Below are 24,179 nucleotides of genomic sequence, written 5' to 3' on the forward strand. Positions count from 1 at the left end.
ACGTACGGCATGCCACGAACGTCCCCTGTTTCCCTCATACGGGCCACGGGTTCCCCTTGGAGGCCTCCGATGGCGGAAGCTGTCAGGTGTGACCCTCCGCGTCCGCGCCGCCGTCCCACCGCGCGCGCTTCATGTCGAGCCGCGGCAGATGGCCCTCGGCGGCCCTGCTCGCCTCCTTCAGCGGGGTGCCCTCCGTTCGGTAGTGACCGAGCGCCCGCAGTTCGTGGCCGGGCAGCAGCACTCCGTCGGAGCGCACCACGCGCCACCACGGCACGGCGCTCCCGTAGAGGGCCATCACCCGGCCGACCTGGCGCGGGCCGCCCTCCTCGAGCCACTCGGCGACGTCCCCGTACGTCATCACACGCCCGGGCGGGATCCGCTCGGCGACCTCGAGAACCCGCTCGGCGTACTCGGGCAGCGCGTCGGCGTACCCCTCTCGGGTGTCCTCGGGCAGGCTCGGCTCGCTCATTCGCCCCATCCTGCCGCACCCCACCGACAACGCGGCCCGGTCGCTGCGAGGCCGGCCCCTCGCCCCGGCACGGCGCTTGGGGCAGACTGTGCGCCCCCGCATGTGCACCCTGATGCCCCCGCGTGCGGGTGGGGCATGCCACCATCGTGCGGGCGGTGACTGGTGATACGAGACCAAGAAGAGACGACGAAGCAGCAGGGCGCGCACCCCGGAGGCGGGTCGGGCGCCCCTGCCGCCGCCGCACGCCCTGACCCGGACGCCGACGGCAGGGACGCCCCGGAGACCAGCGACACCGACGACACCGCCCAGGGGGCACACGTCCCGCACTCGCCGCGCACCGACGACCGGCCCGCCGAACCCGGACCCCCGGACGGCGGGCGCGCCGAAGCCGCCCCCGCGGACACAACACCGACGGGCGCCCCGCCGCGCACCGACAGCCCGGACAGTCCGGACGCGGACGGCACGGACACCGACGGCCCGCACGCGGACGGCTCGCACGCGGACGGCCCGCGCGCCGACGATTCGTACCCCGACGATCCGCACGCCGACGAGGTCGAGGGGGACGAACCGCTGCTCCCCGCGCGCGTGCACCGCCCCTCCGACCTCATGCGGCTGCTGGTGGGCGTGCTCGCCGTCGTCGTGCTGCTGGCGATCGCAGCGTTCGCGCACGGAACCACCTCGGGGCTCGAACAGGACATCAATAAGGGCACGGGGCAGGCCCCTGACCTGCTCATCCGGTTCGCGGGACTGGCGTCGAGCATCGCGATCCTCCTGGTGCCCGTCGCGTTCGCGATCGAGCGGCTGATCAAAAGGGACGGGCTGCGCATCGCCGACGGCGTGCTCGCGGCCGTCCTCGCCCACGGGGTGACCCTCGCCACCGACCTGTGGGTGGCGAGAGCCGCCCCGGGCTCGATCCAGGAGGCGCTCACCCAGCCCTCGCCGGGCGACCTGCACGCCCTGACCGACCCGGTGCACGGCTATCTGGCGCCCGTCATCGCCTATATGACGGCCGTCGGCATGTCCCGGCGGCCCCGGTGGCGCTCCGTGCTGTGGATCGTCCTGCTGCTCGACGCGTTCTCGATGCTGGTCACCGGCTACACCACCCCGTTCTCGATCATCCTGACGGTGCTGATCGGCTGGACGGTGGCCTACGGCACGCTGTACGCGGTCGGCTCGCCCAATGTGCGCCCCACCGGGCAGACGCTGATGGCAGGCCTCAGGCACGTCGGCTTCCGTCCGGTCAGCGCGGCCCGCGAGGAGGCCCCCGAAGCCGAGAACGGCGACCGCGGCCGGCGCTACTTCGTCACCCTGGAGGACGGCCCGCCGCTGGACGTCACGGTGGTCGACCGGGAGCAGCAGGCCCAGGGCTTCTTCTACCGTGCCTGGCGCAACCTCACCCTGCGCGGCTTCGCCACCCGCTCCAGCCTCCAGTCGCTGCGCCAGGCGCTGGAGCAGGAGGCGCTGCTGGCGTACGCGGCGATCGCGGCCGGTGCCAACGCGCCCAAGCTGATCGCCACCTCCGAGCTGGGTCCCGACGCCGTGATGCTCGTCTACGAGCACACCGGTGGGCGCACGCTGGACTCGCTCGCCGACGAGGAGATCACCGACGACCTGCTGCGCCACACCTGGCATCAGGTGCGGGCGCTGCAGTCGCGGCGCATCGCGCACCGCAGGCTGGCCGGTGACGCGATTCTGGTGGATCGTTCCGGCACGGTGATCCTGACCGACCTGCGCGGCGGCGAGATCGCGGCGGGGGAACTGCTGCTGCGCATGGACATCGCCCAACTGGTCACCACACTCGGTCTGCGGGTGGGCGCCGAGCGGGCGGTGGCCTCGGCGGTGGGGGTCCTCGGACCCGACGCGGTCGCCGACTGCCTGCCGATGCTGCAGCCGATCGCCCTGACCCGCTCCACGCGCGCGACGCTGCGCAGACTGGCCCGGGAGAGGGCGCAGCGTGAGCGCGACGCGGTCCTGGAGGCCTCCCGACAGGCCAAACAGGCGCGCCTGGAGGAGGCCTCGCAGGACGCCGGGTCCGGGCTGGAAAAGCTGGACAAGAAGGCGGTGCGGGCGGAGCAGCGGGCCGAGAAGCGGGCGCTGGACGAAGCCCTCGACGAGGCGCGCGAGGAGGATCTGCTCACCCAGATCCGGCATCAGGTGCTGCGGATCAGGCCGCAGGCGCCGGTGGAACCGGCCCGGCTGGAGCGGGTGCGGCCACGCACCCTGATGAGCTTCATCGCCGGCGCGATCGGCGCGTACTACCTGCTGACGCAGCTCACTCACATCGAGTTCGGCACCCTCTTCGCGCAGGCCCAGTGGGGCTGGGTGGTGGCAGCGGTGGCGTTCTCGGCGCTGAGCTATGTCGCCGCCGCCATGGCGCTGCTGGGGTTCGTGCCCGAGCGGGTACCGCTGCCCCGGACCATCGGGGCACAGGTCGCCGGGTCGTTCGTGAAGATCGTGGCACCGGCCGCGGTCGGCGGGGTCGCCCTCAACACGCGCTTCCTCCAGCGCGCGGGCGTACGCCCGGGGCTCGCGGTGGCGAGCGTCGGCGCGTCCCAGCTGTTCGGACTCGGCTGTCACATCATGATGCTGCTGTCCTTCGGCTATCTGACCGGCACCGAGAAGACGCCGTCGCTGTCGCCGTCCCGGACGGTCATCGCGGGTCTGCTGACGGTGGCGGTGCTGGTGCTGGTGGTGACCTCCGTGCCGTTCCTGCGGAAATTCGTCGTCACGCGCGTGAGGTCGCTGTTCGCGGGTGTCGTGCCGCGCATGCTCGACGTGCTCCAGCGGCCGCAGAAGCTGGTCACCGGCATCGGCGGCATGCTGCTGCTGACCGCCTGTTTCGTGATGTGCCTGGACGCCTCGATCCGGGCCTTCGGCCACGGCTCGGCCTCGTTGAGCATCGCCAGCGTCGCCGTCGTCTTCCTCGCCGGAAACGCCCTCGGGTCCGCGGCCCCCACTCCTGGTGGCGTGGGCGCGGTGGAGGCGACCCTGACGGTCGGACTCATCGCCGTCGGCCTGCCCAAGGAGGTCGCCGCTCCGGCCGTCCTGCTGTTCCGGCTGCTGACCCTGTGGCTGCCGGTGCTGCCCGGCTGGCTGGCCTTCAACCACCTTTCCCGCAAGGGCGCTCTGTAGGCACGGGCGCGGGCCGTACCTCGTACGGCCCGCGCCCGGCGCGCGCCCCGTCGTGTACGCCCGCACGATGGGAACATGCCCACTCCCTCCTGGCTGCGTGCCGCCGCCCTGACCACCACCGCCGTGCTGCTGTCCTCCCTGCTGGCGGGATGCGGTGACGGCACCAGGGACGGGGACCTGACAACGCAGAGGCTGGCCTGGACGGACTGCCCGGCCCCGTCCGAGGCGGAGGGCGGCGGCGGTTCCCCGTCCCCGCTGCCGAACGGCACGAAGTGGCAGTGCGCCACGATGAAGGCGCCCCTGGACTGGAGCCGGCCCAAGGGCGACACCATCGGCCTGGCGCTCATCCGGGCCCGGGCGAGCGGCCCGGCGAGCGGGCGGATCGGATCGCTGGTGTTCAACTTCGGCGGCCCCGGCGGCAGCGGCGTCACCGCGCTGCCCGCGTTCGGCGAGGACTACGCGGCCCTGCGCACCCGCTACGACCTGGTCAGCTTCGACCCGCGCGGGGTCGGCCGCAGCGCGCCCGTCGAGTGCGAGAGCGACACACAGCTCGACGAGTACTTCCAGCAGGACGCGACGCCCGACGACAGCGCCGAACGCACCCAGCTGCTCAACCGCACCAAGCAGTTCAACGCCGCCTGCCAGAAGCGCTCCAAGACGGTTCTGCCGCATGTGGCCACCGTGGACGCGGCCCGCGACATGGACCTGATGCGCCAGGTTCTCGGGGACGGCAAGCTGCACTACTTCGGCATCTCCTACGGCACCGAACTCGGCGGGGTCTACGCGCACCTGTTCCCGAAGAACGTCGGCCGGGCCGTCTTCGACGCGGTCGTCGATCCCACCGAGAACCCGGAACAGGCCGCGCTCGGGCAGGCCCGGGGTTTCCAGCTGGCGCTGGACAACTTCGCCCGGGACTGTGTGTCGAAGTCCACCGACTGCCCGATCGGCGACAGCGCGCAGGACGTGAAGAACCGTATCGCCAAGCTGCTCAGGGACCTCGACAGGAAACCCATCCCCGGTATCTTCCCGCGCGACCTGACCCAGACCGCGGCGGTCAACGGCATCGCCCAGTCCCTCTACTCCAAGGACTTCTGGGAGTACCTCACCGAGGGTCTGCAGCAGGCGTACGAGGGCGACGGCAGGGTCCTCATGCTGCTGTCGGACTCGATGAACGGCCGTGACGAGAACGGTCACTACAGCAACATCGCCGCCGCGAACGTGGCCATCAACTGCGGTGACGAGAAGCCGCGGTACGCCCCCGGCTATGTCCTGCAGAAGCTGCCCGAGTTCCGCGCCGCGTCCCCGCTGTTCGGGGACTATCTGGCCTGGGGCATGCTCAGCTGCACCAACTGGCCCGTGCCGGGGGCCGCCGACCATCCCGACGTCGGCGCCGCCGGATCGGCACCGATCCTCGTCGTGGGGAACACCGGTGACCCGGCCACCCCGTACGAGGGTGCGAGGAAGATGGTGGACGCGCTCGGCCCGGGCGTCGCCGTCGAGCTGACGTACAAAGGTCAGGGACACGGCGCGTACGACAGCAAGAACAAGTGCGTACAGAACGCCGTGAACGGCTATCTGCTGGACGGAAAGGTGCCGAAGGCGGGCACCGTCTGCTCCTGACCGATCACGGCCGACCCGGCAAACTCGCAGGTCAGAGGGTTATCCACAGGCCACCGCAGGCTCGGGGCAATCCGCCTACCATGGCCTGACAGCTTCCCGCGGCCGAGACGCGGAGGGCTCACGAGGGGGTTGCGCATGTCTCGATTCGTACGGTGGGCGGCCGCGGTCGCCGCCACGCTGCTGGTGGCCGGGTGCGGCGGTGGCTCGTCCGGTCGCGGCGGCGACGAGGGCAAGGACCGGTCCGATCCGTCCACCGCCACCCCCGCGGCCACCGCGGTCACCGGCCTTCCCGCCTCTCTCGCCTCGCAGAAGCCTGCCTGGGGCCGCTGCAAGGCCACCGGCGACTCCCCCGCGCCGAGCGGCGACTGGCAGTGCGCGACGCTCAGGACACCGCTCGACTGGGCCAGGCCGGACGGCAGGACCATCGGCCTCGCGCTCATCCGGGCCAAGGCGACCGGCGGCGACCGCATCGGATCACTGCTGTTCAACTTCGGCGGCCCGGGCGCCTCGGGCGTCACGACGATGCCGTACTACGCCGTCACCGCCTCCAAGCTGCGCGAGCGCTACGACCTGGTCGGCTGGGATCCGCGCGGGGTCGGGGCCAGCGAGGGCGTCCGCTGTCGCAGCGACCGGGACGTCCAGGCCGCCGAGGACGTGGACGTCACTCCGGACACGCCGGCGGAGGAGCGGGCCTATCTCCAGGACGCCGCCGACTTCGGCAAGGGCTGCGAGCGGGCCGTCGGCACCCTCATGGCACACGTCTCCACGACCGACACCGCCCGGGACATGGACCTGATGCGCCAGGTCCTCGGCGATCCGAAGATGCACTACTTCGGCATCTCCTACGGCACGGAGCTGGGCGGTGTCTACGCCCACCTGTTCCCCAGGAACGTCGGCCGGCTGGTCCTCGACGCGGTGGTCGATCCGACCGCGGACGCGGTGGGCCACGCCGAGAACCAGGCCCGGGGCTTCCAACGGGCCCTGGACGACTACCTCACATCCACGGGACAGGACCCGAAACAGGGCTCCCGGAAGATCGTGGACCTGCTTCGGCGGATCGACGCCAAGCCTCTGCCAACGTCCTCCGCGCGCAGGCTGACACAGACCCTGGCGATCACCGGCATCGTCCTGCCCCTCTACAGCAAGGAGAGCTGGCCCTCGCTGACCAGCGCCCTGAGGGCGGCGGAACAAGGAGACGGCTCGCCACTGCTGTCGCTCGCCGACGAGTACAACGATCGTGACTCCTCGGGGCACTACGGCACGACGACCCAGGCACAACGGGTCATATCGTGCCTGGACGACAAGCAGCGGCCCACGCTCGCCCAGACGAAAAAGCTGCTGCCCGCATTCGAGAGGATCTCGCCGGTGTTCGGGGACTTCCTGGGCTGGGACACGGCCGGCTGGTGCCACGACTGGCCGGTGGCGGGACAGTCCGACACCCCGGACGTGAGCGCGCCCGGCGCGGCACCCATCCTGCTGGTCGGCAACACCGGCGACCCGGCCACCCCGTACGAGGGCGCCCGCAGGATGGCGGACGCCCTGGGCAAGGGCGTCGGTGTCGAACTCACCTGGAAGGGCGAGGGACACGGGGCGTACGGCAGCGGCAGCGACTGTGTCGACGCGACGGTGAACGCGTACGTGCTGAACGGGACGGTACCGAAGGACGGCAAGGTGTGCTCATGACCCATTCGGATGAGGTGGACCAGGCGATCGCGGCCGAGTTGGAGCTCATGGATCCGCGGGTCCGCGCCTCACCCGAACGCGCGGGACAGCTCCTCGACCCGGAATTCGTCGAGGTCGGCGGGTCGGGACGGCGGTGGACGTACGAGATCATGCTCGCCGAACTGGCCGACCATCCCGGCAGTTCGCCGGACGCTCCCCGGTACGAACCCTCGGAGATCTCGGGCGCGCTGCTCGCACCGGGCCTGGTGCACCTGACGTTCGAGACGATGCTCGGCGAGCGCAGGACCAGGCACAGTTCGATCTGGCGGAAGAAGGACGAGACCGAGGGCTGGCGGATGTACTACCACCACGCCACGCGCGTGCCGCCCGGCGTCGACTGACTGCCTGCGTCCGCCCGGTCCTGCCTCCCGCTGCCCGGCAACGGCAGAGGCCCACGGCATCTGAACCGGTCAGAGCCGTGGACCTCTTCAGTACTGCTGGTCAGCCAGCAGGCCGTTTAATACACCGGCTTGTGCGGCTCGATCTGGTTGACCCAGCCGATCACGCCGCCGCCGACGTGCACGGCGTCGGCGAAGCCGGCGGACTTCAGGACCGCGAGGACTTCCGCGCTGCGGACGCCCGTCTTGCAGTGCAGGACGATCTTCTTGTCCTGCGGGAGGCCCTCCAGGGCGGTGCCCATGAGGAACTCGTTCTTGGGGATCAGCTTGGCGCCGGGGATCGAGACGATCTCGTACTCGTTGATCTCGCGGACGTCGATGATCTCGATGTTCTCGCCGTCGTCGATCCACTCCTTGAGCTGCTTGGGAGTGATCGTCGAGCCGGCGGCCGCCTCCTGGGCCTCCTCGGAGACGACGCCGCAGAAGGCCTCGTAGTCGATGAGTTCGGTGACGGTCGGGTTCTCGCCGCAGACCGCGCAGTCCGGGTCCTTGCGGACCTTGACCTGACGGTACTGCATCTCCAGGGCGTCGTAGATCATCAGGCGGCCGACCAGGGGCTCACCGGTGCCGGTGAGGACCTTGATCGCCTCGGTGACCTGGATGGACCCGATGGACGCGCACAGCACGCCCAGCACGCCGCCCTCGGCGCAGGACGGGACCATGCCGGGGGGCGGGGGCTCCGGGTAGAGGCAGCGGTAGCAGGGGCCGTGCTCGGACCAGAAGACGGAGGCCTGGCCGTCGAAGCGGTAGATCGAGCCCCACACATAGGGCTTGTTCAGCAGCACGCAGGCGTCGTTGACCAGGTAGCGGGTCGCGAAGTTGTCCGTGCCGTCGACGATCAGGTCGTACTGGCTGAAGATGTCCATCACGTTGTCGGCCTCGAGCCGCTCCTCGTGAAGGATCACGTTCACGTACGGGTTGATCCCGAGGACGGAGTCACGCGCGGACTCGGCCTTGGAGCGGCCGATGTCGGCCTGGCTGTGGATGATCTGGCGCTGCAGGTTGGACTCGTCGACCTCGTCGAACTCCACGATGCCGAGGGTGCCGACGCCCGCGGCGGCCAGGTACATCAGCGCCGGCGAGCCCAGACCGCCGGCGCCCACACAGAGCACCTTGGCGTTCTTCAGCCGCTTCTGCCCGTCCATCCCGACATCGGGGATGATCAGGTGGCGGGAGTACCTGCGGACCTCGTCTACGGTGAGCTCAGAGGCTGGCTCGACCAGGGGTGGCAGCGACACGGGGACTCCGTTGGTCGGTCGATCACTACGGTTGTTCTCCCTGTAACACTGCCACGGCCTTCTTCATTCCGAGACACCCGTTCCGACTCGCGAGACGAGTTCGTCCCAGTAGCCGGGCATGGTCTCCCAGGGATCGGTGCGTCCGCAGCGGTCGGTGCGGTCCGTGAAGTAGATGGTCGCGGCGCCCTGCCAGCGGGCGATCCGCAGCGCCTCGTCGAGGTGGCCGCGCGGCACGCCGTGCACGAAGTGGCAGAAGCGGTCGGGCGGGTAGTCGGCGGTCCACTCGGCGACCTGCGACCAGCGGTAGTCGGACCAGGAGCCGCGGAAGGTCACCAACTGGTCGGCGTTCTCGGCGTAACCCGGGTGCGGGTGGGTGTCGTGACCCAGGACCAGATGAGCGCCCTCGCTGATCGCGCGGAGGGCGCCGATCGTGCGGCGGACTGCCGGCAGGGCGGTGCGCTCGGTGGGACAGCGGTCCAGGAGGAAGCCTCCGACGTGGTACCAGTCGAGGTAGCGGCGGGCGTCGGAGAGCAGGTCGCCGACGGGGCGGGCGTCGTGCGCGGTGTCCAGGCGGCCGAGGACGCGGACGCCCGCGGCGGCCAGCCGCCCGGCCGCCTGGAGGCAGTGCGGGTCGGGGCGGCTGCCGGGGCCGGCGGCCACGTCGAGGACCACCCAGTCCAGGGGCGTGCCGGGGCGGGTGAGCGCGGCCCACTCGGTGGGGGCGAGCAGGGGGTGGGCGTAGCCGGGGACACCGAGCGCGGTACGCACGCCGGTGCTCGCGAACCCGGCCTTGGCCCTGGTCAGATGCGGCACGCCGCCTCCATCCAGATGTCGGCGAGGGATTCTTCGAGGTTGATCCGGGGACGCCAGCCGAGCCGGTCGCGGGCGGTGCGGACGTCGGCCTGCTGCCAGCTGCCGCAGCCGTCCGGGTACGGGTACGCGACCGGGGGCACATGGTCGGGATCGGTACGGGGGTGCCCGATGGTCGCCCGCAGCGGGCCGGGCGGCCCGTCGAGTTCGTGGAGGGCGCCGCCGTATCCGGCGACGCGGGCGAGGACGGCGGCGGCGTCGCGGAGGCGGACGGCGCGGCCCGAGCCGATGTTGATGACGCCCTGCGCGGCGGAGAGCGAGGCCGCGTGCACGGCGCGGGCGACGTCGCGGACGTCGATGAAGTCGCGCTGGGCGCCGAGGCCGCCGAGTTTGAGTTCGCCGTCACCGGACTGCATGGCGCGGCGCATGGCCTCGGCGAGGCGGCCCAGCGGGGAGCCGGCCGGGGTGCCGGGCCCGGCGGGCGAGAAGACGCGGAGCACGACGGCGTCCAGGCCGGAGCCGAGGACCAGTTCGGTCGCGGCGAGCTTGCTGACGCCGTAGGGGCCGCCGGGGCGGGGGACGGCGTCCTCGGCCGTGGAGGAGCCGGGCTGGCTCGGGCCGTACTCGGCGCTGCAGCCGATCTGCACCAGACGGGCGCCGCAGCCGCTGCGGCGCAGGGCCTCGCAGACGGTGGCGACGGCGACGGTGTTGTGCCGGGTGAGTTCGCGGGCGCCGCCGCGGGTGGCGCCCGCGCAGTTGATGACGACGCCGGGGTGGACCGCGTCGAGGAAGCGGGTGAGCGCGCCCGGGCTGCCCGTGGCGAGGTCGAAGCGGACGTCGGCGTCGTCGCCTCGGCCGAGTGCGGTGAGCTGGACGGCCGGGTCGGCGAGCAGGCGGTCGGCGACGAATCGGCCGAGGTATCCGTTGGCTCCGATCAGCAGAACCCTCATCGGGCGGCCCCCGGGGTGTGCGCTCCGGAGGCTCCGGGTCGGGAGGTGGTCATCTGGCGTTCTCCTTCAGGGGGTGTTGCGGTTGCCTGGGGCGGTGCGCCGGGCGCCTGCGACTGCGGTGGGCGCTTGTCGCCCCGGGGTGCGGGGGCTTGGGGGTGTGTGCGGCGTGGGGTCGTGCGGCGTGCCGGAAGGTTCACTCGTCCGCTCCGGTCGGCCCGTGGGCCGAGGCCCGGGTGAGGGTGCGGGTCGCCTGGACGAGCAGGGTCAGGGCGGCGGTTCCGCAGGCCAGCGTGGGGACGCTGCCCGGGCCCAAGGTGTCCACGAGGGTGTCGACGGGTGCCGCCAGGAAGGCGCAGCCGGGGAGGCGGCCGGTGAGAGCCAGCGCCGGCGCCGCCGCCTCGGTCAAGGCCGCGACGGCGAGGGTCGGCGACGGGCCACGCCGGACGTGGTGGACGGTCAGGAGGCGCGCGAGCAGCAGGAGTGCGCCGAGGGTGAGCGCTTCGGGGTAGGCGGCGGCTGCGCGCAGGGCGGCGGCGGACAGGGCGAGCAGGGCGGTGAGCGCGCCCAGGAACAGGGCGAGGGCGCCGAGCAGCAGGGGTCGGGCGGCGGCCGTGAACTCCGCCAGGCTCCGGCTGCCCGCGAGCCTGCGGCGGGCGCCCGCCGCGAAGAGGTGGGCGCTCCAGGCGGCGGGGGCGAAGGCCAGGGTGAGGGCCAGGACGGGGGCGGTGGCCAGGGGCCACGGGCCGTCCGGCGCGCCGGACGGCAGGCCGTCGGGGCCGCCGTTCACGACGGCGCGCAGGAAGCCGTCGCCGAGGAGGGCGTAGGCGAGGAGCCAGGTGGTGCACGCGCGCGTGCCGGTCGCCGTGCGCCAGGCACGGGTGCCGGGCGGCAGGCCGAGCGGTCCTCGGCGCAGTACCGTGCGTACGGCCAGGCCCAGCGTGAGGACAGCCGCGGCGGCCACCAGCAGACGCGGTCGGCCGTGGGTGAGGCGCAGGCCGGTCACGGCCGCCGCGCTCAGGGCGCCGGGCAGGAGAGCCAGCAGGAGCCAGTCGGCGCGGACGCGGGGAGCGGGGACCGGCTCGGGGCACGCGCGGGGTTCGCCGTCGTGGGGCACGCGCGCGTACAACTCCTCGGCGAGCGAGAAGACGTCGCGGTGGCGGTAGCGGGCGGCGGTCCGGTCGGTGAGGCCGTGCGCCTCCAGCGCCGCCGCGATCTCCAGCGGATCCACGGCCCGCCGGCACAGGTCGCGGTGGCGGTGGAGCAGTGCCTTCACGGGATCGGCCGCGCCTCGTCGGGCGGCGGGCCCGCGGTTCCGGCGGCCGCCGGTGGCGCTCGCCCCGCGTGACGGCGGCTCGTCCTCGTCGCCGTGAGCCGGTTCACCCCGGCCGGGAGCGGCAGTCGGCCATCCGTGCGCCCGCGCGTCCCAGGGGCCGGGGTTGCCCGGCGTCCCTGGCCGGTCCAGTCCGTCGAGTTCGGTCATCGCGCGCCTCCGGGCGCCGCGGCGGCCGCGGTCCGCACCGGCCTGCCGGTCGCCCAGGCGGGGCCGCCGGGACCGCCCCGCGACACGACCCGGGGCATGGGGCCCGCCCAGCGGCCGGGGACGTGGGCCTCGGCGGGTGCGGCGAAGGGGAGGGGCTCGCCGGCCCGGTCCAGCACGACCCGGCGCACCGGGCAGTGGGAGACGATCTCCAGGTAGATGCTGTGGAACGCCGCGATGTTCTGCTCCACGGTGAACAGTTCGAGGGCGCGGGCGCGCGCGGCGGCGCCCAGGCGTGCACGGCGCTCGGGGTCGCGCAGCAGTGTCACGCACGCCTCGGCGAGCGCCCGGGGGTTGCGCGGGGGCACGACCAGGCCGGTGCCGCCGATGGCCTCCACGACCGCGCCGACGTCCGTGGAGACCGTGGCCCGCGCGCAGAGCATGGCCTCGACCAGGCTGATCGGAAAGCCCTCGACGACGCTGGACAGCACGACGACGGCAGCGGAGGCGTACGCCTCGGGCAGGGTCGGGGCCTCCGGGCCCCCGATCTCCTCGAAGGAGACCGGGTTCTCCCCTACGGCGTGCGCCCCCTCCGCCTCGTCCGGGAAGAGCTGCGCGGCCAGGGCCCGGCAGTGACCCAGGTAGGCCTCGCCCTCCGGGCCGGCCGCCGCGCCGACGATCCGCAGCCGGGCCTTGGGCTCCTGCCTGCGGACCTCCGCGAAGGCGTGCAGCAGCGAGACCAGGTCCTTGACGGGTTCGACGCGTCCGACCCAGACCAGGGTTTCCGGGTCGGCGCGGTCCGGGGACTCGCCCGCCTCCGTGAACCGGGAGGCGTCCATGCCCGGGTGGACCGTGCGGATCCGGCTCCGGTCGGCACCGCAGCGTTCCTGCCAGCGGCGGGCGTGTCCGTTGCCGGGGGTGACGATCGCGGCGCGCCGGTAGAGCTCGGCGGCCAGCGCGCGGTGGAAGCCGGTGAGCAGGGTGCGGACGGCCGGGGTGGCCGCGTCGGGGCCCAGCGCCAGGTAGCGCGCGCGCAGGTGCACGCCGTACTCGGTGACCAGCAGCGGTACCTCGGCGAAGTGCCGTGCGAGCAGGCCGGTCAGGGCGGCCGGGCCACCGGAGGTCGCGTGGCAGAGGTCGGCGGCACCGAGGCCGTCGTCGTCGTACCAGTCGAGGGAGAGCGGGCGCAGGGCGCGTTCGAGGTGCGCGGCGACGGCGAGCAGATCCGGTACCCGCGCCTCGCGCGCGGTGCGCGGTGCGCCGGGCGCGCGGCAGGCGCGCTCCAGCGCGCGTACGGCGGTGTCGGAGCGGAGTGCGCCGACGAGTCCGCCGCCCTCTTCCCGGGCCAGTTCCGCCAGGCCGTACAGCGCACTGCCGAAACGGTCCGCCTGATGTGGGGCCGCTCCCTCGGCGGGCCTCGCGCCGAATCCCCCGCCCGATCCGGCATGGGCGTCGACCCCGGTGCCGACCCCGGTGCCGACCTCCGCACCCACCCCGGCGCCGACGTCCGCGCCGCCTCCGGCGTCGATCTCCGTGCCGGAGCACAGCGCCCCGACCAGTTCCCCGTAGCAGTCGCCGAAGCGCCGGCGCGCGCGCCGACCGTACGCGCCCCCGTCGTCCGGGGCCGTCCACAGCGGTGCCGTTCGCACCCGGCCGACCTGCTCGGGCAGCGGGATCCAGCCTTCGTCCTCCTGGCGCCGGCTGCGGCTGAGCGCGTAGATGTCGAACTCGTGCTGCCCGAGCCCGCGCACGAGCCGGTCGCACCAGAGCCTGGCGTCACCGCTCACATACGGATAGCCACCCTCCGTAAGCAGTCCGATGCGCACGAGCGCACCCCCGATCTCCCGTGTGGGGAGCCGCCGTTGCGCCGGCGGCTCGCAGCGGGACGAAGGTATGCGGACAAGGCGGTGGCGCGACGGACGGTTGTCCATCGCGCCACCAAAAGGGGTGAACGGTCGTAACTTTCGCTTACGGATGGCGTTCCGACGCGCTAAGAGATCGCAGGGTGATCGCTCGATCGCGAAACGTTACGCCACGGGCGTCGCGGACAGCTCCAGCCGGGCCGCCCGCCGCTCCGCCGCCAGCCCCGGGTCGAGGACCGGCACGGCGGCCAGGAGCTGCTTGGTGTACGGGTCACGCGGGTTGTCGTACACCTGGTCGGCGGGTCCCGACTCGACGACCCGGCCCCCGCGCATGACCGCGACCCGGTCGCTGACCTGCCGTACGACGGCCAGGTCGTGCGCGACGAAGACCAGCGCGAGCCCGAGTTCGCGCTGCAGTTCGGCGAGCAGGGCGACCACCTGGGCCTGTGTGGTGACGTCGAGGGCGGAGACCGGCTCGTCGCAGACGATGACGCGCGGATCGGCCGCGAGCGCCCGCGCGATGCCCACGCGCTGGCGCTGTCCGCCGCTGAACTCGTGCGGGTAGCGGTCGTAGTGCGCCGCTTCGAGCCCCACCCGCTCCAGCAGTTCCGTCACCCGCCCCCGGACGCGTTCCTCGTCCTTGTGCCCGCTCCGCGCGCGGAGCGGGTCGGCGATGGACTCGCCCACGCTGCGGCGCGGGTTGAGGGAGGAGACGGGGTCCTGGAACACCATCTGCAGGGCGGGGTTCACACCGGTGTGCGCCTGCCCGGCATAGCGGATCCGCCCGGCGGTCGGCTCCAGCAGCCCGACCAGCATGCGGCCCAGGGTCGTCTTGCCGCTGCCGCTCTCCCCCACGACGCCCAGGGTCTCGCCCCGGCGGACGGTCAGCGAGACGTCGTCGACGGCCGTGAAGGTCCTTTTGCCGCGCCCGAACTCGCGCCTGAGCCCGGTCGCCTCCAGGACGACCTCGTCGGACGCCGTCGAGCGCGCACGGACCGCGTCCACGCGCGGCACGGCGGACAGCAGCTCGCGCGTGTACGGCCGCGCGGGCGAGCCCAGGACGGCGGCGGCCGGACCGTGTTCGACGACGCGCCCGTGGCGCATGACGAGCACCTCGTCGACGCTCTCGGCGGCCACTCCCACGTCGTGCGTGACGAGCAGCAGCCCCATGCCGGTCTCCTCGCGCAGCGTGTGCAGCAGATCGAGGATCTGGGCCTGGACGGTCACGTCGAGCGCGGTGGTCGGCTCGTCGGCGATCAGCAGCTCCGGCTCGCAGGCCAGCGCCATGGCGATGAGCGCGCGCTGGCGCATGCCGCCGCTGAACTCGTGGGGGCGCGAGCGGGACCGGCGTGGCGCGTCCGCGATTCCCACCCGGTCGAGCACCTCCACCGCACGCGCGCGTGCCGCCCGTCGTGACACGCGCGTGTGCACGCGGTACACCTCGGCGATCTGGTCGCCGATCGCGTAGTACGGGTCGAGGGACGACAGCGGGTCCTGGAAGACCATCGCGGCCTTCTTGCCGCGCAGCCGGCGCAGTTCGTCGTCCGTCGCCTTCCGTACGTCGACTCCGGCCACCTCGACCGACCCGCCGACGCGCGCGCCCGTGCCCCGGTGCAGCCCCAGCAGGGCCGAGGCGACGGTGGACTTGCCCGAGCCGGACTCGCCGACCAGGGCCAGGGCGGCGCCCTGCTCCAGACGGAAGGAGAGGCCGTCCACGGCCCGCAGTTCGCCGAACTCGACGGACAGGTCCGTGACCTGTACGAGACTCATGTCAGCACCACCCGTCGGTCGGCCACCGCGTACAGGACGTCCGCGACGGCGTTGGCGAGGACCACGAAGAAGCCGACGACCAGGACCATGCCGACGACGACCGGGAGATCGACCACATTGACGGCATGGACGAGCTCCTGGCCGATGCCGGGCAGGCCGAACAGCGTCTCGGTGAGCACCGCGCCGCCGACCGCCGAGCCGAAGTTGTTCGCGTTCAGCGCGATGACCGGCGCGAACGCTCCGCGCAGGGCGTGCCGTTCGACGATCGACCGCTCCCCGACGCCGTACGCCCGGAAGGTGCGGATGTGGTCCTCGGCGAGCGTCTCCAGCATCGACGCCCGGGTCAGCCGGGCGAACGAGGCGGCCTCGATCAGGGCGAGCGAGAGCCACGGCAGCAGCAGGTTCCACGCCCACTGTTCGGGGTCGTCGGTGAGGTTCACGTACTGCGGGAAGGGCAGCAGCCGCAGTTCGCCGCAGACGACGATCATCAGGATCAGACCGATGACGAAGACCGGGGTGGCCCAGCCCGCCAGGGTGAGGGCGGTCAGCACCCGCTCGGTGAGCCGGCCGCGCCGCCAGGCGGAGAGGATGCCGGTGCCGACGCCGAGCACCAGCCACAGCACCATCGCGCCGAGGACCAGGGAGAGGCTCACCGGGAGCCTGGTCAGGATGATGTCGGTGACCTGCTGGTCGGTCTGGTAGGAGAGCCCGAGGCAGGGGGCCGGGCAGTGCTCCACCGAGGTGCCGGTGGAGTAGTCCCGGCCGACGACCAGACCCTGCAGGAAGTGCCAGTAGCGCACGTACAGCGGGTCGTCCAGCCTCAGCTGCTGGGCCACCTGGTGCACCTGCTCCGGGGAGCAGCGCGGGCCACAGGTGATCTGGGCGACGTTGCCGGGGGTGGCGTAGAAGACGACGTAGACGATCACCGAGATGGCCAGCAGGGTCACCACGGCGCCGACGCCGCGACGCAGGAGGAAGCCTCCGAAGCCGCTCATGCGGTGGCCTCCTCGGGGGTCCCGGTCTCCCGCGCGCGGCCCGTGCCGACGCGCAGGCGCGAGGCGGCCCGTGGGTCCAGGGCGGTGCGCACGCCGTCGCCGAGTACGGCCAGCGCCAGCACGGTCACGAACAGCGCTCCGGCCGGGAGCAGCAGGTACTGCGGGGCCGCCTGGTACCAGACGTCGGCCGCGGTGAGCATCTGTCCCCACGAGGGCGTCGGCGGCTTCACACCGACGCCGAGGAACGACAGGGCGGACTCGACGCTGATGTTCACCGGGATGAGGATCGCGGCGTAGGTGATCACCGGGGCGGCGAGCCCGGGGAGCAGCTCCCTGCGGGCGATCCGCCAGGTGCCCCAGCCGCTGAGCCGGGCGGCGGAGACGTAGTCGAGCCCCTTCAGGGTGAGCGTCTGCGCCCGCACGATCTTCGCGATGTTGCCCCAGGCGAGGAGGCCGATGACGAGGGTGACCAGGACGGGGCGCGGGAAGCTCGGCGGCACGATCGCGAGCAGCGCCAACGACATGATCATCAAGGGCATGGCGACGAAGATGTCGGTGACCCGGCTCAATAGTTGATCAACCCATCCGCCGCCGAGCGCGGAGGAGACACCCATCACGACACCGAGGGCGACCTGGATCACGGTGGCCGCCAGGGCGACCCCCAGGGAGACCCGCGCGCCGTACACCAGGCGGGCGAACAGGTCGCGTCCGGTCTGCGGTTCGACGCCCAGCCAGTGGTCGCCGCCGATGCCGCCGAAGGAGCCGATGGGCACCCCTCCGCGCGCGGAGTCGACGAGTGACGGGTGGTAGGTGGTGGGGTCCTGGCCCTCCAGGGCGGTGAGCAGCGGCGCGGCGAGCGCGACCAGGACGAGCAGGGCGACGACGGCCGCCGCGACCAGGGCGGCGCGCTGCGTGCGCAGCCGCCGCCAGAACCGACGAGCCCCCGAGGAGCCCGGGACGGCTGTGCCCGTCCCGGGGACCTGGGAGGCGACGAGTGCCTCGCTCACGGCGCTACTTCACCGCGACCTGGGAGATGTCCAGGACGCCGGTCCAGTCGCTGATCACGACGTTCTTGACGTCCGAGCCGACCAACCGCTTGTAGACCGGGTGGAACAGCGGCACCACGAGGGCCTGCTCGCCGATCTTCTTGTCCAGTGCGCCCCATCGCTTGGCGGCCGCGTCAAGGTCGGTCAACTTGTTGATCGCGTCGATCTCGTCATTGACGGACTTGTCGTTCAGCAGACCGGTGTTGAAGTTCGCTCCGTCCTTGACGATCTGGCGGCCGTCGAAGATGGGGGCCAGGAAGGGGCCGCCGGAGGGCCAGTCGGCGCCCCAGTGGGCGAGGAAGAAGCCGGGCTCGGTCTTGACGCTGTGGATCTTGTCCTTGTAGTCGTTCAGCTCCAGACCCTGCAGCTTGACCGTGATGCCGGCCTGCTTGAGCGCGTCCTGGATCGCGGTGGCGATCTCCGGGCTGGTTTCGAAGTCCTTGCTGTTGGAGTGGGTCAGGGTCACCGTGAGGCCGTTCTTGTAACCGGCCTGGGCGAGCAGTTCCCTGGCCTTGGCCGCGTTGCCGGTGCTGCCCGCCGGGAAGGGGTCGTACGGCGTGTAGCCGAAGGACTTCTGGCTGGGCAGGAAGGTGGTGGCGGGCTCGGCCAGCGCCGAACCACCCGCCGCGTTGACCACCGAGGACCGGTCGACGGCGTAGGAGACCGCCTCCCGCACCTTGGCGTTGTCGAACGGCTTGACCGTCGGGTTGAACGCTATGTAGTTCGTGTAGCCGAAGTGGCCGGTGCCGACGCGCGCGGCCAGCTGCTTGTCGCCCGTCACCTTGGCCAGCTCGGCGGGACCGAGGTTGGTGTCCGTCGTCACGGCGGCCGCGTCCGCACCCTGGGACGCGGACAGCCGCTGGTTGATCACCGACGAGTCCAGGCCGGACCGCACGTCGACCCTGTCCGGGTACGCCTTGCGCTCGACGTCCGTCGCCGTCGACCAGTAGGTGTTGCGCTGCAGGACGAGGTGCTCACCGTCGTTCTCGTTCGTGACGACCTTGTAGGGGCCGGACGAGACCGGGTGCTCCTCGTACTTGGTGCCGGTGTCCTTGCTCTTCGGTACGGGCGCGAACTGCGTCTGGGTGGCCAGGTACGGGAACTCGCCCTCGGGCTTGTCCAGGTGGAAGACGATGGTCCGGCTGTCCGGCGTCTCGATCGCGGACAGGCCCTTCTTGTCCTTGTACGGCCCCTGGTAGCCGGCCGCACCGACCAGCCAGTCCCGCAGGTAGGGGGCGCCGCCGGAGAGTTCGGGGGCGAAGGAGCGCTCGATGCCGTACTTGATGTCGGCGGACGTGATCGGCGTGCCGTCCTCGTACTTGAGGCCCTTCTTCAGGGTGTACGTCCACACGGTCGCGTCCTTGTTGGGGCGCCCGGTGTCGGTGGCGAGGTCCGGGACGACCTTGGCGCCGGCCGCGCCGTTCTCGCGGTTGCGGGTGGTGAGCGTGCGGAAGACCAGGGAGGGGACGTTTCCGCCGCCGGAGGTGTAGAGGCGGGCGGGGTCGAAGTCCGTCTGGGCCTCGGCGTTCAGGACCGTGAGCGTGCCGCCCTTGTGGGGCGTGGAGTCGCCGGTGGACCCCTTGGCATCGTTGTCCTTCGGCCCGCAGGCGACGGCGCCCGCTGCCACGACCAGGCCGACGGATGCCGCTGCCAGGCGGCGCGCTGTGAGGGACGGTTGACGCATCGGGATGACGACCTCTCGGTTGGCTTCTCAACCTGTCTCTCGGATGGTGAGACAGATGGACGAGGAGTGAGACGAAAATGAACAGACGTCTGCCCCGGCGCCGGGTCGTCGAAAAGCCGTGACCGAGTCACGGAGGGGTGGTGAGAAGTCGCGACGCGAACGCCAGGGGCGGCGTCAGCGACAGTGGATGTCGGACACGCAGAGCGCGGTCACGCCGATGAGCGCCAGCTCGATGGCTGCGCTGTCGACGGCATGACTAGACCACATGCGCAGAAATATGAACGAACTTTCTGCGCATGTCAACGTGGGTCAGGTGACGCCTGTCAACTCGTGGGAAACGGCCAGGGGTTGGGCAGGCAGTGGATTCCGTCGTGGTCGAGGAATTTCGTCTGCTGCTGCATGACCGGGGCCGGCTCGCCGTTCTTGTCGCAGGTGACGTGGCCGTGGCCGAGGCGGTGGCCGACCTCGTGGTTGATGAGCATCTGCCGGTAGGCGTGGATCTTGTCGCCGTAGGTCTTCGAGCCCTGCGCCCAGCGGTAGGCGTTGATCATCACGCGTTCGGTGGCGGCGGAGTCGCAGGAGACGTTGTCCTCGGTGGTGTCCAGGCCGGACTTGGCGCACCACTGCGCGGTGGTGCCGGGGCTGGCGAGGGTGATGACGAAATCGGGCTTGCCGGTGGAGACCCGTTCGAACGTCTTGGCGCCGTGGTGGGCCCAGCTTCGGTCGTCGTTGAGCGTCTTCTGCACGGCCTCGGCGAACAACCCGCCGTCCAGCCCCAGCCCCTGCTCGACGTCCACGCGGTAGGTGTACTTCTGTCCCTTGCCGGGGGCCTTGTCGAACCCCGGGACCACGTCGAACTTCCCCGAGGCCTTGAGCGTGGCGCTGAGCGGGTACGTGGTGTCCATCTTCTGTTCGTACGTCAGCGTCACGGCGCCGGGCGCGGCGGACGGGACGGCGGTCCGGGCGTCAGAGGCCTGCTCGGGCACGGACCGCGACCGTACGGCGGTGTCGTGCCGGCCGTCGGCGACCTGCCCGGCGACGATCACCGCGAGCACGGTGGTGACGGCGGCGGCCACGACACCGGTGAAGGCCCGGCCCTTGGCGCCGCCCTTCTGCGGTGCGGCGCCGTCGGCGGGTGCGCCGTGCGGAGCCGCGGCGGGCGGGTACGGCCGCACGGCGTCGGCGCGCGAGGTACGTGCGCGGGGCACGAAGACGTCGACGTCCAGGTCGAGGACGTCCGGGCCGAGGGTGCCGCGGTCGCGGACGTCCCGGTCGGAGAGGTTCTGGTCGGAGAGGTTCCGGGCGGAGAGGTTCCGGGCGGAGAGGTTCTGGTCGGAGGCCTTGTGGTGGGTGACGTCCTGGTCGGAGAACTTTTCGTCGAACGCGTCGAGGTAATCCTGCCGGGGCCCGACGGCCCGCCGCTGCCTCGGCAGGCGCGGCCCCTGCCGCTCCCCTGCGGCAGCTCCGGCGAACTCCCCCCATCCCCCTCCCGCCTCACGCAGCTCGGGGTGGGCGCCCCGGACATGGGGGGTGCCCCGGCCCGGGGTGCCGTCGGGAAGTCCGGGCACGCCCCGCGCAGGGGTGCCGTCCGGCAGGCGCGGGGGCTGGGGCTGTGGTGCCCTCGGTGCCTGCGCCGGCCTGTCCGCCCCTGGGCGCCCCTGACGTCGTACCCCTACCTGGGTCTGCCCCTGCGCGCCACCGCCCTGAGAACCCGGTACGTCGAATCGTGCCCCGTCCGGCGGTGCCTGCCGTTGTCCCGGCAGTCCCGGCGTCGCTCGCCGCGCTTCGGGACCGCTCCGAGCGGTCCCGGAATCCGGGCCCCGCTCTCCCGCGGCCGCGGGGTCGCCCTTGGGGGCCGGGCCGCGACGGCTGTGGCGTCCCACCTCGCCCCTCAGCTCCCCGCGCCCGGGGCGGCGGCACCGGAACCGGCCGGCTCACCCGAGTCCGCCAGGAGCTGACGGAACGCGTCGGCCACCACCTCCGGGTACTCCATCATCGCCACATGCCCCGCGTCCGGCAGGGACAGCAGGCGGGAGTCACGGAAGGTACGGGCGGCCTTCTGGGCCATGCGGTAGCCGACCAGCTGGTCACGGCCGCCGTAGATCAGGAGGGTCGGGGCCAGCACCCGCTCGGCCTGGCGCCACAGGCCGTGCTGCCCGCCCAGGGTGTACGCGTTCACCAGCCCGCGCGCGGAACGCGCCATCGCGTCCCAGAAGTACGGCAGTTGCAGCCGCCGCTCCAGTTCCTCCACCGCATGCCCGAACGCCTCGGCCGACACCCGCCCGGGATCGCCGTAGCACAGGGCCATGACCCCGCGCACGCGCTGCTCGGCCGTCCACTCCCTGGTGAGCCGGGTGAAGAGCGCGGCCACGCCGGGCACGCCGAGCAGCCCCGTCGGCACCGCGGTGCGCTGCACGCGCAGCTCCGGCAGGGCGGGCGAGACGAGGGTGAGCGTGCGCACCAGGTCGGGACGGACGGCGGAGATCCGGGTGGCGACCGCTCCGCCGAGCGAGTTGCCGAAGAGGTGGACCGGGCCGCGGCCGGACGCGTCGAGGTAGCGGATGACCGCGCGCGCGTGACCCGTGACGGAGTAGTCGCCGTCGTCGGGCGGCGGGGAGTCGCCGAAGCCCGGCAGGTCGACCGCCTCGCTGTCCACGACGCCGTCCAACTCGGCCATCAGCGCCGACCAGTTCTGCGAGGAACCGCCGAGCCCGTGGACGTACAGCGCGGCCGGCAGCCCTTCGCGCGCGGGGGGCCTGGAACGGACCGAAAGCGTCACCCCCGGCAGTCCCGCGGACCTCAGCCGCTCGCCCTCCGCCACCCTGACGGGCGCCACCCTCGGGAGCACACTGGCGGCCGAAACGGACGGCGACTCGGTCGAAGACATGCGGCAATGTTACGAGACGATCACACACTGGTTCATGTGTTCGCCGTCACAGAGCGGCAGGGCGTCCCCACGGCTTGGTCGCCGGCACGGATCCGGCATGGCGTCCAGATCGGGTGTCTCCTAGGCTCGTACAGAGGGCACCCGTATGTGGCCCCTGTGTTTCTCAGGGACGTTCGTAGGAAGGGAGCCCACCATGGCCTATGACCCCACCGACCCCGAGGCGCTCGCCGAGCGGGAGGTCGACAACGCCCCGGAGATCGACGTCGAGGCCCCCGCCGACGACGCCGCCGAGCAGCTCGCGGACGTCAAGCCGGACCGCGACGACCCCCTCACCGGAGTGGACCCGGACCGCGCGAACGAGGCCGACCTCATCGAACAGGCTCGCGTCGTCTCGCTCGACGAGGACGACTACCGGTGACCCCGAACGGCTGATCACCGGGGGATCACCGGGGGATCACCGTCGAACGACCCGGAGATACCGTCGGATGAGCCGGAGATAAGGGACTCTTCGTCCCGTTTACTGCACTCTGTACCACTTTCGCCATCGTCCGGTACGTGAAATTCTGCGCTCGCACCGCGCACACCGGGGTTACCGAAAAGTACGATGGCCGCGCGGCGCACACCGCACTGTGGACGACTTTGGGAGGCGGCGTGACAGCCATCGAGCAAACTGAGGCGGCGCGCCCACGCGGCACCCGTCTGCCGCGCCGAGCCCGACGGAACCAGTTGCTGGGCGCCGCCCAGGAGGTCTTCGTCGCGCAGGGCTACCACGCGGCGGCGATGGACGACATCGCCGAGCGGGCCGGCGTCAGCAAGCCGGTGCTCTACCAGCACTTCCCCGGCAAGCTCGACCTCTACCTCGCCCTGCTGGACCAGCACTGCGAGTCGTTGATCCGGGCCGTGCGCGGCGCGCTCGCCTCGACGACCGACAACAAGCAGCGGGTGCGGGCGACGATGGACGCCTACTTCGCGTACGTCGAGGACGACGGCGGCGCCTTCCGTCTGGTCTTCGAGTCCGACCTGACGAACGAGCCCGCCGTGCGCGAGCGCGTCGACAAGGTCACCAACGAGTGCGCCGAGGCGATCTGTGACGTCATCGCCGAGGACACCGGCCTCTCCCGCGCGGAGTCGATGCTGCTCGCCTCGGGCCTCGGCGGTCTCGCCCAGGTCGTGGCGCGCTCCTGGCTGCACAGCGACCGCAGCGTCCCGCGCGATCAGGCGGTGCAGCTGCTGGCGTCACTGGCGTGGCGGGGCATCGCCGGTTTCCCGCTGCACGGCACCGATCACCACTGACGGACGTCTGTTCCCCCCACGTGTTCGCTGATGGCGTTCCGGCCCGGAGCGTCCGCGTCCCCTCACCGGGCTAATGTGTGCTGCGTACGGCGCGGAAGATCGCGCACATCACTGACCGTCGGAGGGACATAGCCGTGGAGGTCAAGATCGGCGTGCAGCACGCGCCCCGCGAGATCGTTCTGGAGAGCGGTCAGAGCGTCGAGGAGGTCGAGCGCGTCGTGTCCGAGGCGCTGGCCGGGAAGACGCAGCTGCTGAGCCTTGAGGATGAGAAGGGCCGCAAGGTCCTGGTCCCGACGGACCGTCTGGCTTACGTGGAGATCGGCGAGCCGACGGTCCGCAAGGTGGGCTTCGGCGCGCTGTAGGTCCGAGTCGCGGAAGGGCCCGGTGGCAGTGTGCCGCCGGGCCCTTCCGCGTGGAACACCCACACGGACGGAGCACGACTCGTCCACGGAGGAGGATTGCATTCCGCAGGTCACGGGTATGACGGGCTACGACCGTGATGCGCGGGCCGGCCGTGGGAGGGACTCAGCATGATCCTGGAAGTTCTCGGATCCGCCCTGCTCGGAATCGTTCTCGCCTGGGCGGCCGCACACCGCCTGCCACACCGTCTGCCGGCCCGCCCCCTGGTGTTCTCCACGGGTGTCGCCGGAGCCCTCTTCGGTGACTTCGTCACCCACAGCGCGCTGGGCCCCGGCACTCCCCTGCTGAGCCTGCTGGGCGCAGCGATCGTCTCGGCGGCGTCGCTCTCCCTGCTGCTCCGCCCGGCGGGCCGCCTGCGCCGACGATCGATCCCGGCGTAGTCACGCAGACGGCGCCCACAGGACGC

The 24,179-nt window shown here is 72.1% G+C and carries 21 protein-coding genes; 8 read left to right on the forward strand and 13 right to left on the reverse strand.

Going from position 1 to position 24,179, the window contains the following annotated elements:
• Positions 1–82 precede the first annotated feature (82 nt).
• A complete protein-coding gene (locus ACFYMM_RS00860; RefSeq protein WP_388382433.1) occupies positions 83–469 on the reverse strand; it encodes an MGMT family protein in 387 nt (128 codons plus the stop codon).
• 162 nt (positions 470–631) lie between these two features.
• On the opposite strand from ACFYMM_RS00860, the gene ACFYMM_RS00865 reads away from it, so the two are divergent.
• From ACFYMM_RS00865 to ACFYMM_RS00880, 4 genes are all read left to right on the forward strand, one after another.
• Positions 632–3,601, forward strand: coding sequence for a lysylphosphatidylglycerol synthase domain-containing protein (locus ACFYMM_RS00865; protein WP_388382435.1), 2,970 nt, complete (start codon positions 632–634; stop codon positions 3,599–3,601).
• Between the two features lie 75 nt (positions 3,602–3,676).
• Positions 3,677–5,221, forward strand: a complete 1,545-nt coding sequence (locus ACFYMM_RS00870; RefSeq protein WP_388382437.1) for an alpha/beta hydrolase — start codon at positions 3,677–3,679, stop codon at positions 5,219–5,221.
• Between the two features lie 135 nt (positions 5,222–5,356).
• Entirely contained in the window at positions 5,357–6,904 is a 1,548-nt protein-coding gene (locus ACFYMM_RS00875; protein ID WP_388382438.1) for an alpha/beta hydrolase, read from the forward strand.
• A complete protein-coding gene (locus ACFYMM_RS00880; RefSeq protein ID WP_388382440.1) occupies positions 6,901–7,284 on the forward strand; it encodes a DUF4440 domain-containing protein in 384 nt (127 codons plus the stop codon). Before ACFYMM_RS00875 ends, ACFYMM_RS00880 begins: the two co-directional genes overlap by 4 nt.
• Before the next feature lie 116 nt (positions 7,285–7,400).
• Here the strand turns inward: ACFYMM_RS00880 and moeZ are convergent, their stop codons facing one another.
• The 12 genes from moeZ to ACFYMM_RS00940 all read right to left on the reverse strand — a co-directional run bounded on the left by moeZ (position 7,401) and on the right by ACFYMM_RS00940 (position 22,060).
• Complete coding sequence (moeZ, locus tag ACFYMM_RS00885) at positions 7,401–8,579, reverse strand: adenylyltransferase/sulfurtransferase MoeZ (RefSeq protein ID WP_388382442.1); 1,179 nt, start codon at positions 8,577–8,579, stop codon at positions 7,401–7,403.
• A 63-nt stretch (positions 8,580–8,642) separates the two neighbouring features.
• Positions 8,643–9,392, reverse strand: a complete 750-nt coding sequence (locus ACFYMM_RS00890) for a spherulation-specific family 4 protein (RefSeq protein ID WP_388382444.1) — start codon at positions 9,390–9,392, stop codon at positions 8,643–8,645.
• Entirely contained in the window at positions 9,380–10,339 is a 960-nt protein-coding gene (locus ACFYMM_RS00895) for an NAD-dependent epimerase/dehydratase family protein (RefSeq protein ID WP_388382445.1), read from the reverse strand. Before ACFYMM_RS00895 ends, ACFYMM_RS00890 begins: the two co-directional genes overlap by 13 nt.
• Before the next feature lie 193 nt (positions 10,340–10,532).
• Complete coding sequence (locus tag ACFYMM_RS00900) at positions 10,533–11,819, reverse strand: hypothetical protein (RefSeq protein WP_388382447.1); 1,287 nt, start codon at positions 11,817–11,819, stop codon at positions 10,533–10,535.
• Positions 11,816–13,642 (reverse strand): DUF3492 domain-containing protein, encoded by a 1,827-nt coding sequence (locus ACFYMM_RS00905; protein WP_388382449.1) that lies wholly within the window; start codon positions 13,640–13,642, stop codon positions 11,816–11,818. The genes ACFYMM_RS00900 and ACFYMM_RS00905 overlap by 4 nt, the downstream gene beginning before the upstream one ends.
• A 201-nt stretch (positions 13,643–13,843) precedes the next feature.
• On the reverse strand, positions 13,844–15,448 hold the full coding sequence (locus tag ACFYMM_RS00910; protein ID WP_388382452.1) for a dipeptide ABC transporter ATP-binding protein: 1,605 nt from the start codon (positions 15,446–15,448) through the stop codon (positions 13,844–13,846).
• Complete coding sequence (locus ACFYMM_RS00915) at positions 15,445–16,443, reverse strand: ABC transporter permease (protein ID WP_388382454.1); 999 nt, start codon at positions 16,441–16,443, stop codon at positions 15,445–15,447. Before ACFYMM_RS00915 ends, ACFYMM_RS00910 begins: the two co-directional genes overlap by 4 nt.
• Positions 16,440–17,450, reverse strand: a complete 1,011-nt coding sequence (locus tag ACFYMM_RS00920; RefSeq protein WP_388382457.1) for an ABC transporter permease — start codon at positions 17,448–17,450, stop codon at positions 16,440–16,442. Before ACFYMM_RS00920 ends, ACFYMM_RS00915 begins: the two co-directional genes overlap by 4 nt.
• Before the next feature lie 4 nt (positions 17,451–17,454).
• Positions 17,455–19,173 (reverse strand): ABC transporter substrate-binding protein, encoded by a 1,719-nt coding sequence (locus ACFYMM_RS00925; RefSeq protein WP_388382458.1) that lies wholly within the window; start codon positions 19,171–19,173, stop codon positions 17,455–17,457.
• Positions 19,174–19,347: 174 nt separating this feature from the next.
• Positions 19,348–19,440, reverse strand: coding sequence for an Ms4533A family Cys-rich leader peptide (locus ACFYMM_RS00930; protein WP_388382459.1), 93 nt, complete (start codon positions 19,438–19,440; stop codon positions 19,348–19,350).
• A gap of 56 nt (positions 19,441–19,496) precedes the next feature.
• Positions 19,497–21,056 carry a DUF3152 domain-containing protein gene (locus ACFYMM_RS00935; RefSeq protein WP_388382462.1) on the reverse strand — a complete coding sequence of 520 codons (1,560 nt, stop codon included), beginning with the start codon at positions 21,054–21,056 and terminating at the stop codon, positions 19,497–19,499.
• 8 nt (positions 21,057–21,064) lie between these two features.
• Positions 21,065–22,060, reverse strand: coding sequence for an alpha/beta fold hydrolase (locus ACFYMM_RS00940; RefSeq protein WP_388382464.1), 996 nt, complete (start codon positions 22,058–22,060; stop codon positions 21,065–21,067).
• Positions 22,061–22,253: 193 nt separating this feature from the next.
• On the opposite strand from ACFYMM_RS00940, the gene ACFYMM_RS00945 reads away from it, so the two are divergent.
• The 4 genes from ACFYMM_RS00945 to ACFYMM_RS00960 all read left to right on the forward strand — a co-directional run bounded on the left by ACFYMM_RS00945 (position 22,254) and on the right by ACFYMM_RS00960 (position 24,153).
• Positions 22,254–22,478, forward strand: coding sequence for a hypothetical protein (locus ACFYMM_RS00945; RefSeq protein WP_388382466.1), 225 nt, complete (start codon positions 22,254–22,256; stop codon positions 22,476–22,478).
• A 233-nt stretch (positions 22,479–22,711) separates the two neighbouring features.
• A complete protein-coding gene (locus ACFYMM_RS00950; protein WP_388382467.1) occupies positions 22,712–23,353 on the forward strand; it encodes a TetR/AcrR family transcriptional regulator in 642 nt (213 codons plus the stop codon).
• A gap of 134 nt (positions 23,354–23,487) precedes the next feature.
• Complete coding sequence (locus ACFYMM_RS00955; RefSeq protein WP_388382469.1) at positions 23,488–23,715, forward strand: DUF3107 domain-containing protein; 228 nt, start codon at positions 23,488–23,490, stop codon at positions 23,713–23,715.
• 168 nt (positions 23,716–23,883) lie between these two features.
• A complete protein-coding gene (locus ACFYMM_RS00960; protein WP_388382470.1) occupies positions 23,884–24,153 on the forward strand; it encodes a hypothetical protein in 270 nt (89 codons plus the stop codon).
• The last annotated feature ends 26 nt before the right edge of the window (positions 24,154–24,179 follow it).

This window comes from Streptomyces sp. NPDC006739, assembly GCF_042869815.1.
GTDB lineage: Bacteria > Actinomycetota > Actinomycetes > Streptomycetales > Streptomycetaceae > Streptomyces.

Coding starts and splice junctions, on each gene's coding strand:
- ACFYMM_RS00930 (WP_388382459.1), bottom strand. CDS start 19,440: ATGTGGTCTAGTCATGCCGTCGACAGCGCAGCCATCGAGCTGGCGCTC.
- ACFYMM_RS00925 (WP_388382458.1), bottom strand. CDS start 19,173: ATGCGTCAACCGTCCCTCACAGCGCGCCGCCTGGCAGCGGCATCCGTC.
- ACFYMM_RS00940 (WP_388382464.1), bottom strand. CDS start 22,060: ATGTCTTCGACCGAGTCGCCGTCCGTTTCGGCCGCCAGTGTGCTCCCG.
- ACFYMM_RS00945 (WP_388382466.1), top strand. CDS start 22,254: ATGGCCTATGACCCCACCGACCCCGAGGCGCTCGCCGAGCGGGAGGTC.
- ACFYMM_RS00860 (WP_388382433.1), bottom strand. CDS start 469: ATGAGCGAGCCGAGCCTGCCCGAGGACACCCGAGAGGGGTACGCCGAC.
- ACFYMM_RS00880 (WP_388382440.1), top strand. CDS start 6,901: ATGACCCATTCGGATGAGGTGGACCAGGCGATCGCGGCCGAGTTGGAG.
- ACFYMM_RS00910 (WP_388382452.1), bottom strand. CDS start 15,448: ATGAGTCTCGTACAGGTCACGGACCTGTCCGTCGAGTTCGGCGAACTG.
- ACFYMM_RS00870 (WP_388382437.1), top strand. CDS start 3,677: ATGCCCACTCCCTCCTGGCTGCGTGCCGCCGCCCTGACCACCACCGCC.
- ACFYMM_RS00900 (WP_388382447.1), bottom strand. CDS start 11,819: ATGACCGAACTCGACGGACTGGACCGGCCAGGGACGCCGGGCAACCCC.
- ACFYMM_RS00895 (WP_388382445.1), bottom strand. CDS start 10,339: ATGAGGGTTCTGCTGATCGGAGCCAACGGATACCTCGGCCGATTCGTC.
- ACFYMM_RS00915 (WP_388382454.1), bottom strand. CDS start 16,443: ATGAGCGGCTTCGGAGGCTTCCTCCTGCGTCGCGGCGTCGGCGCCGTG.
- ACFYMM_RS00960 (WP_388382470.1), top strand. CDS start 23,884: ATGATCCTGGAAGTTCTCGGATCCGCCCTGCTCGGAATCGTTCTCGCC.
- ACFYMM_RS00875 (WP_388382438.1), top strand. CDS start 5,357: ATGTCTCGATTCGTACGGTGGGCGGCCGCGGTCGCCGCCACGCTGCTG.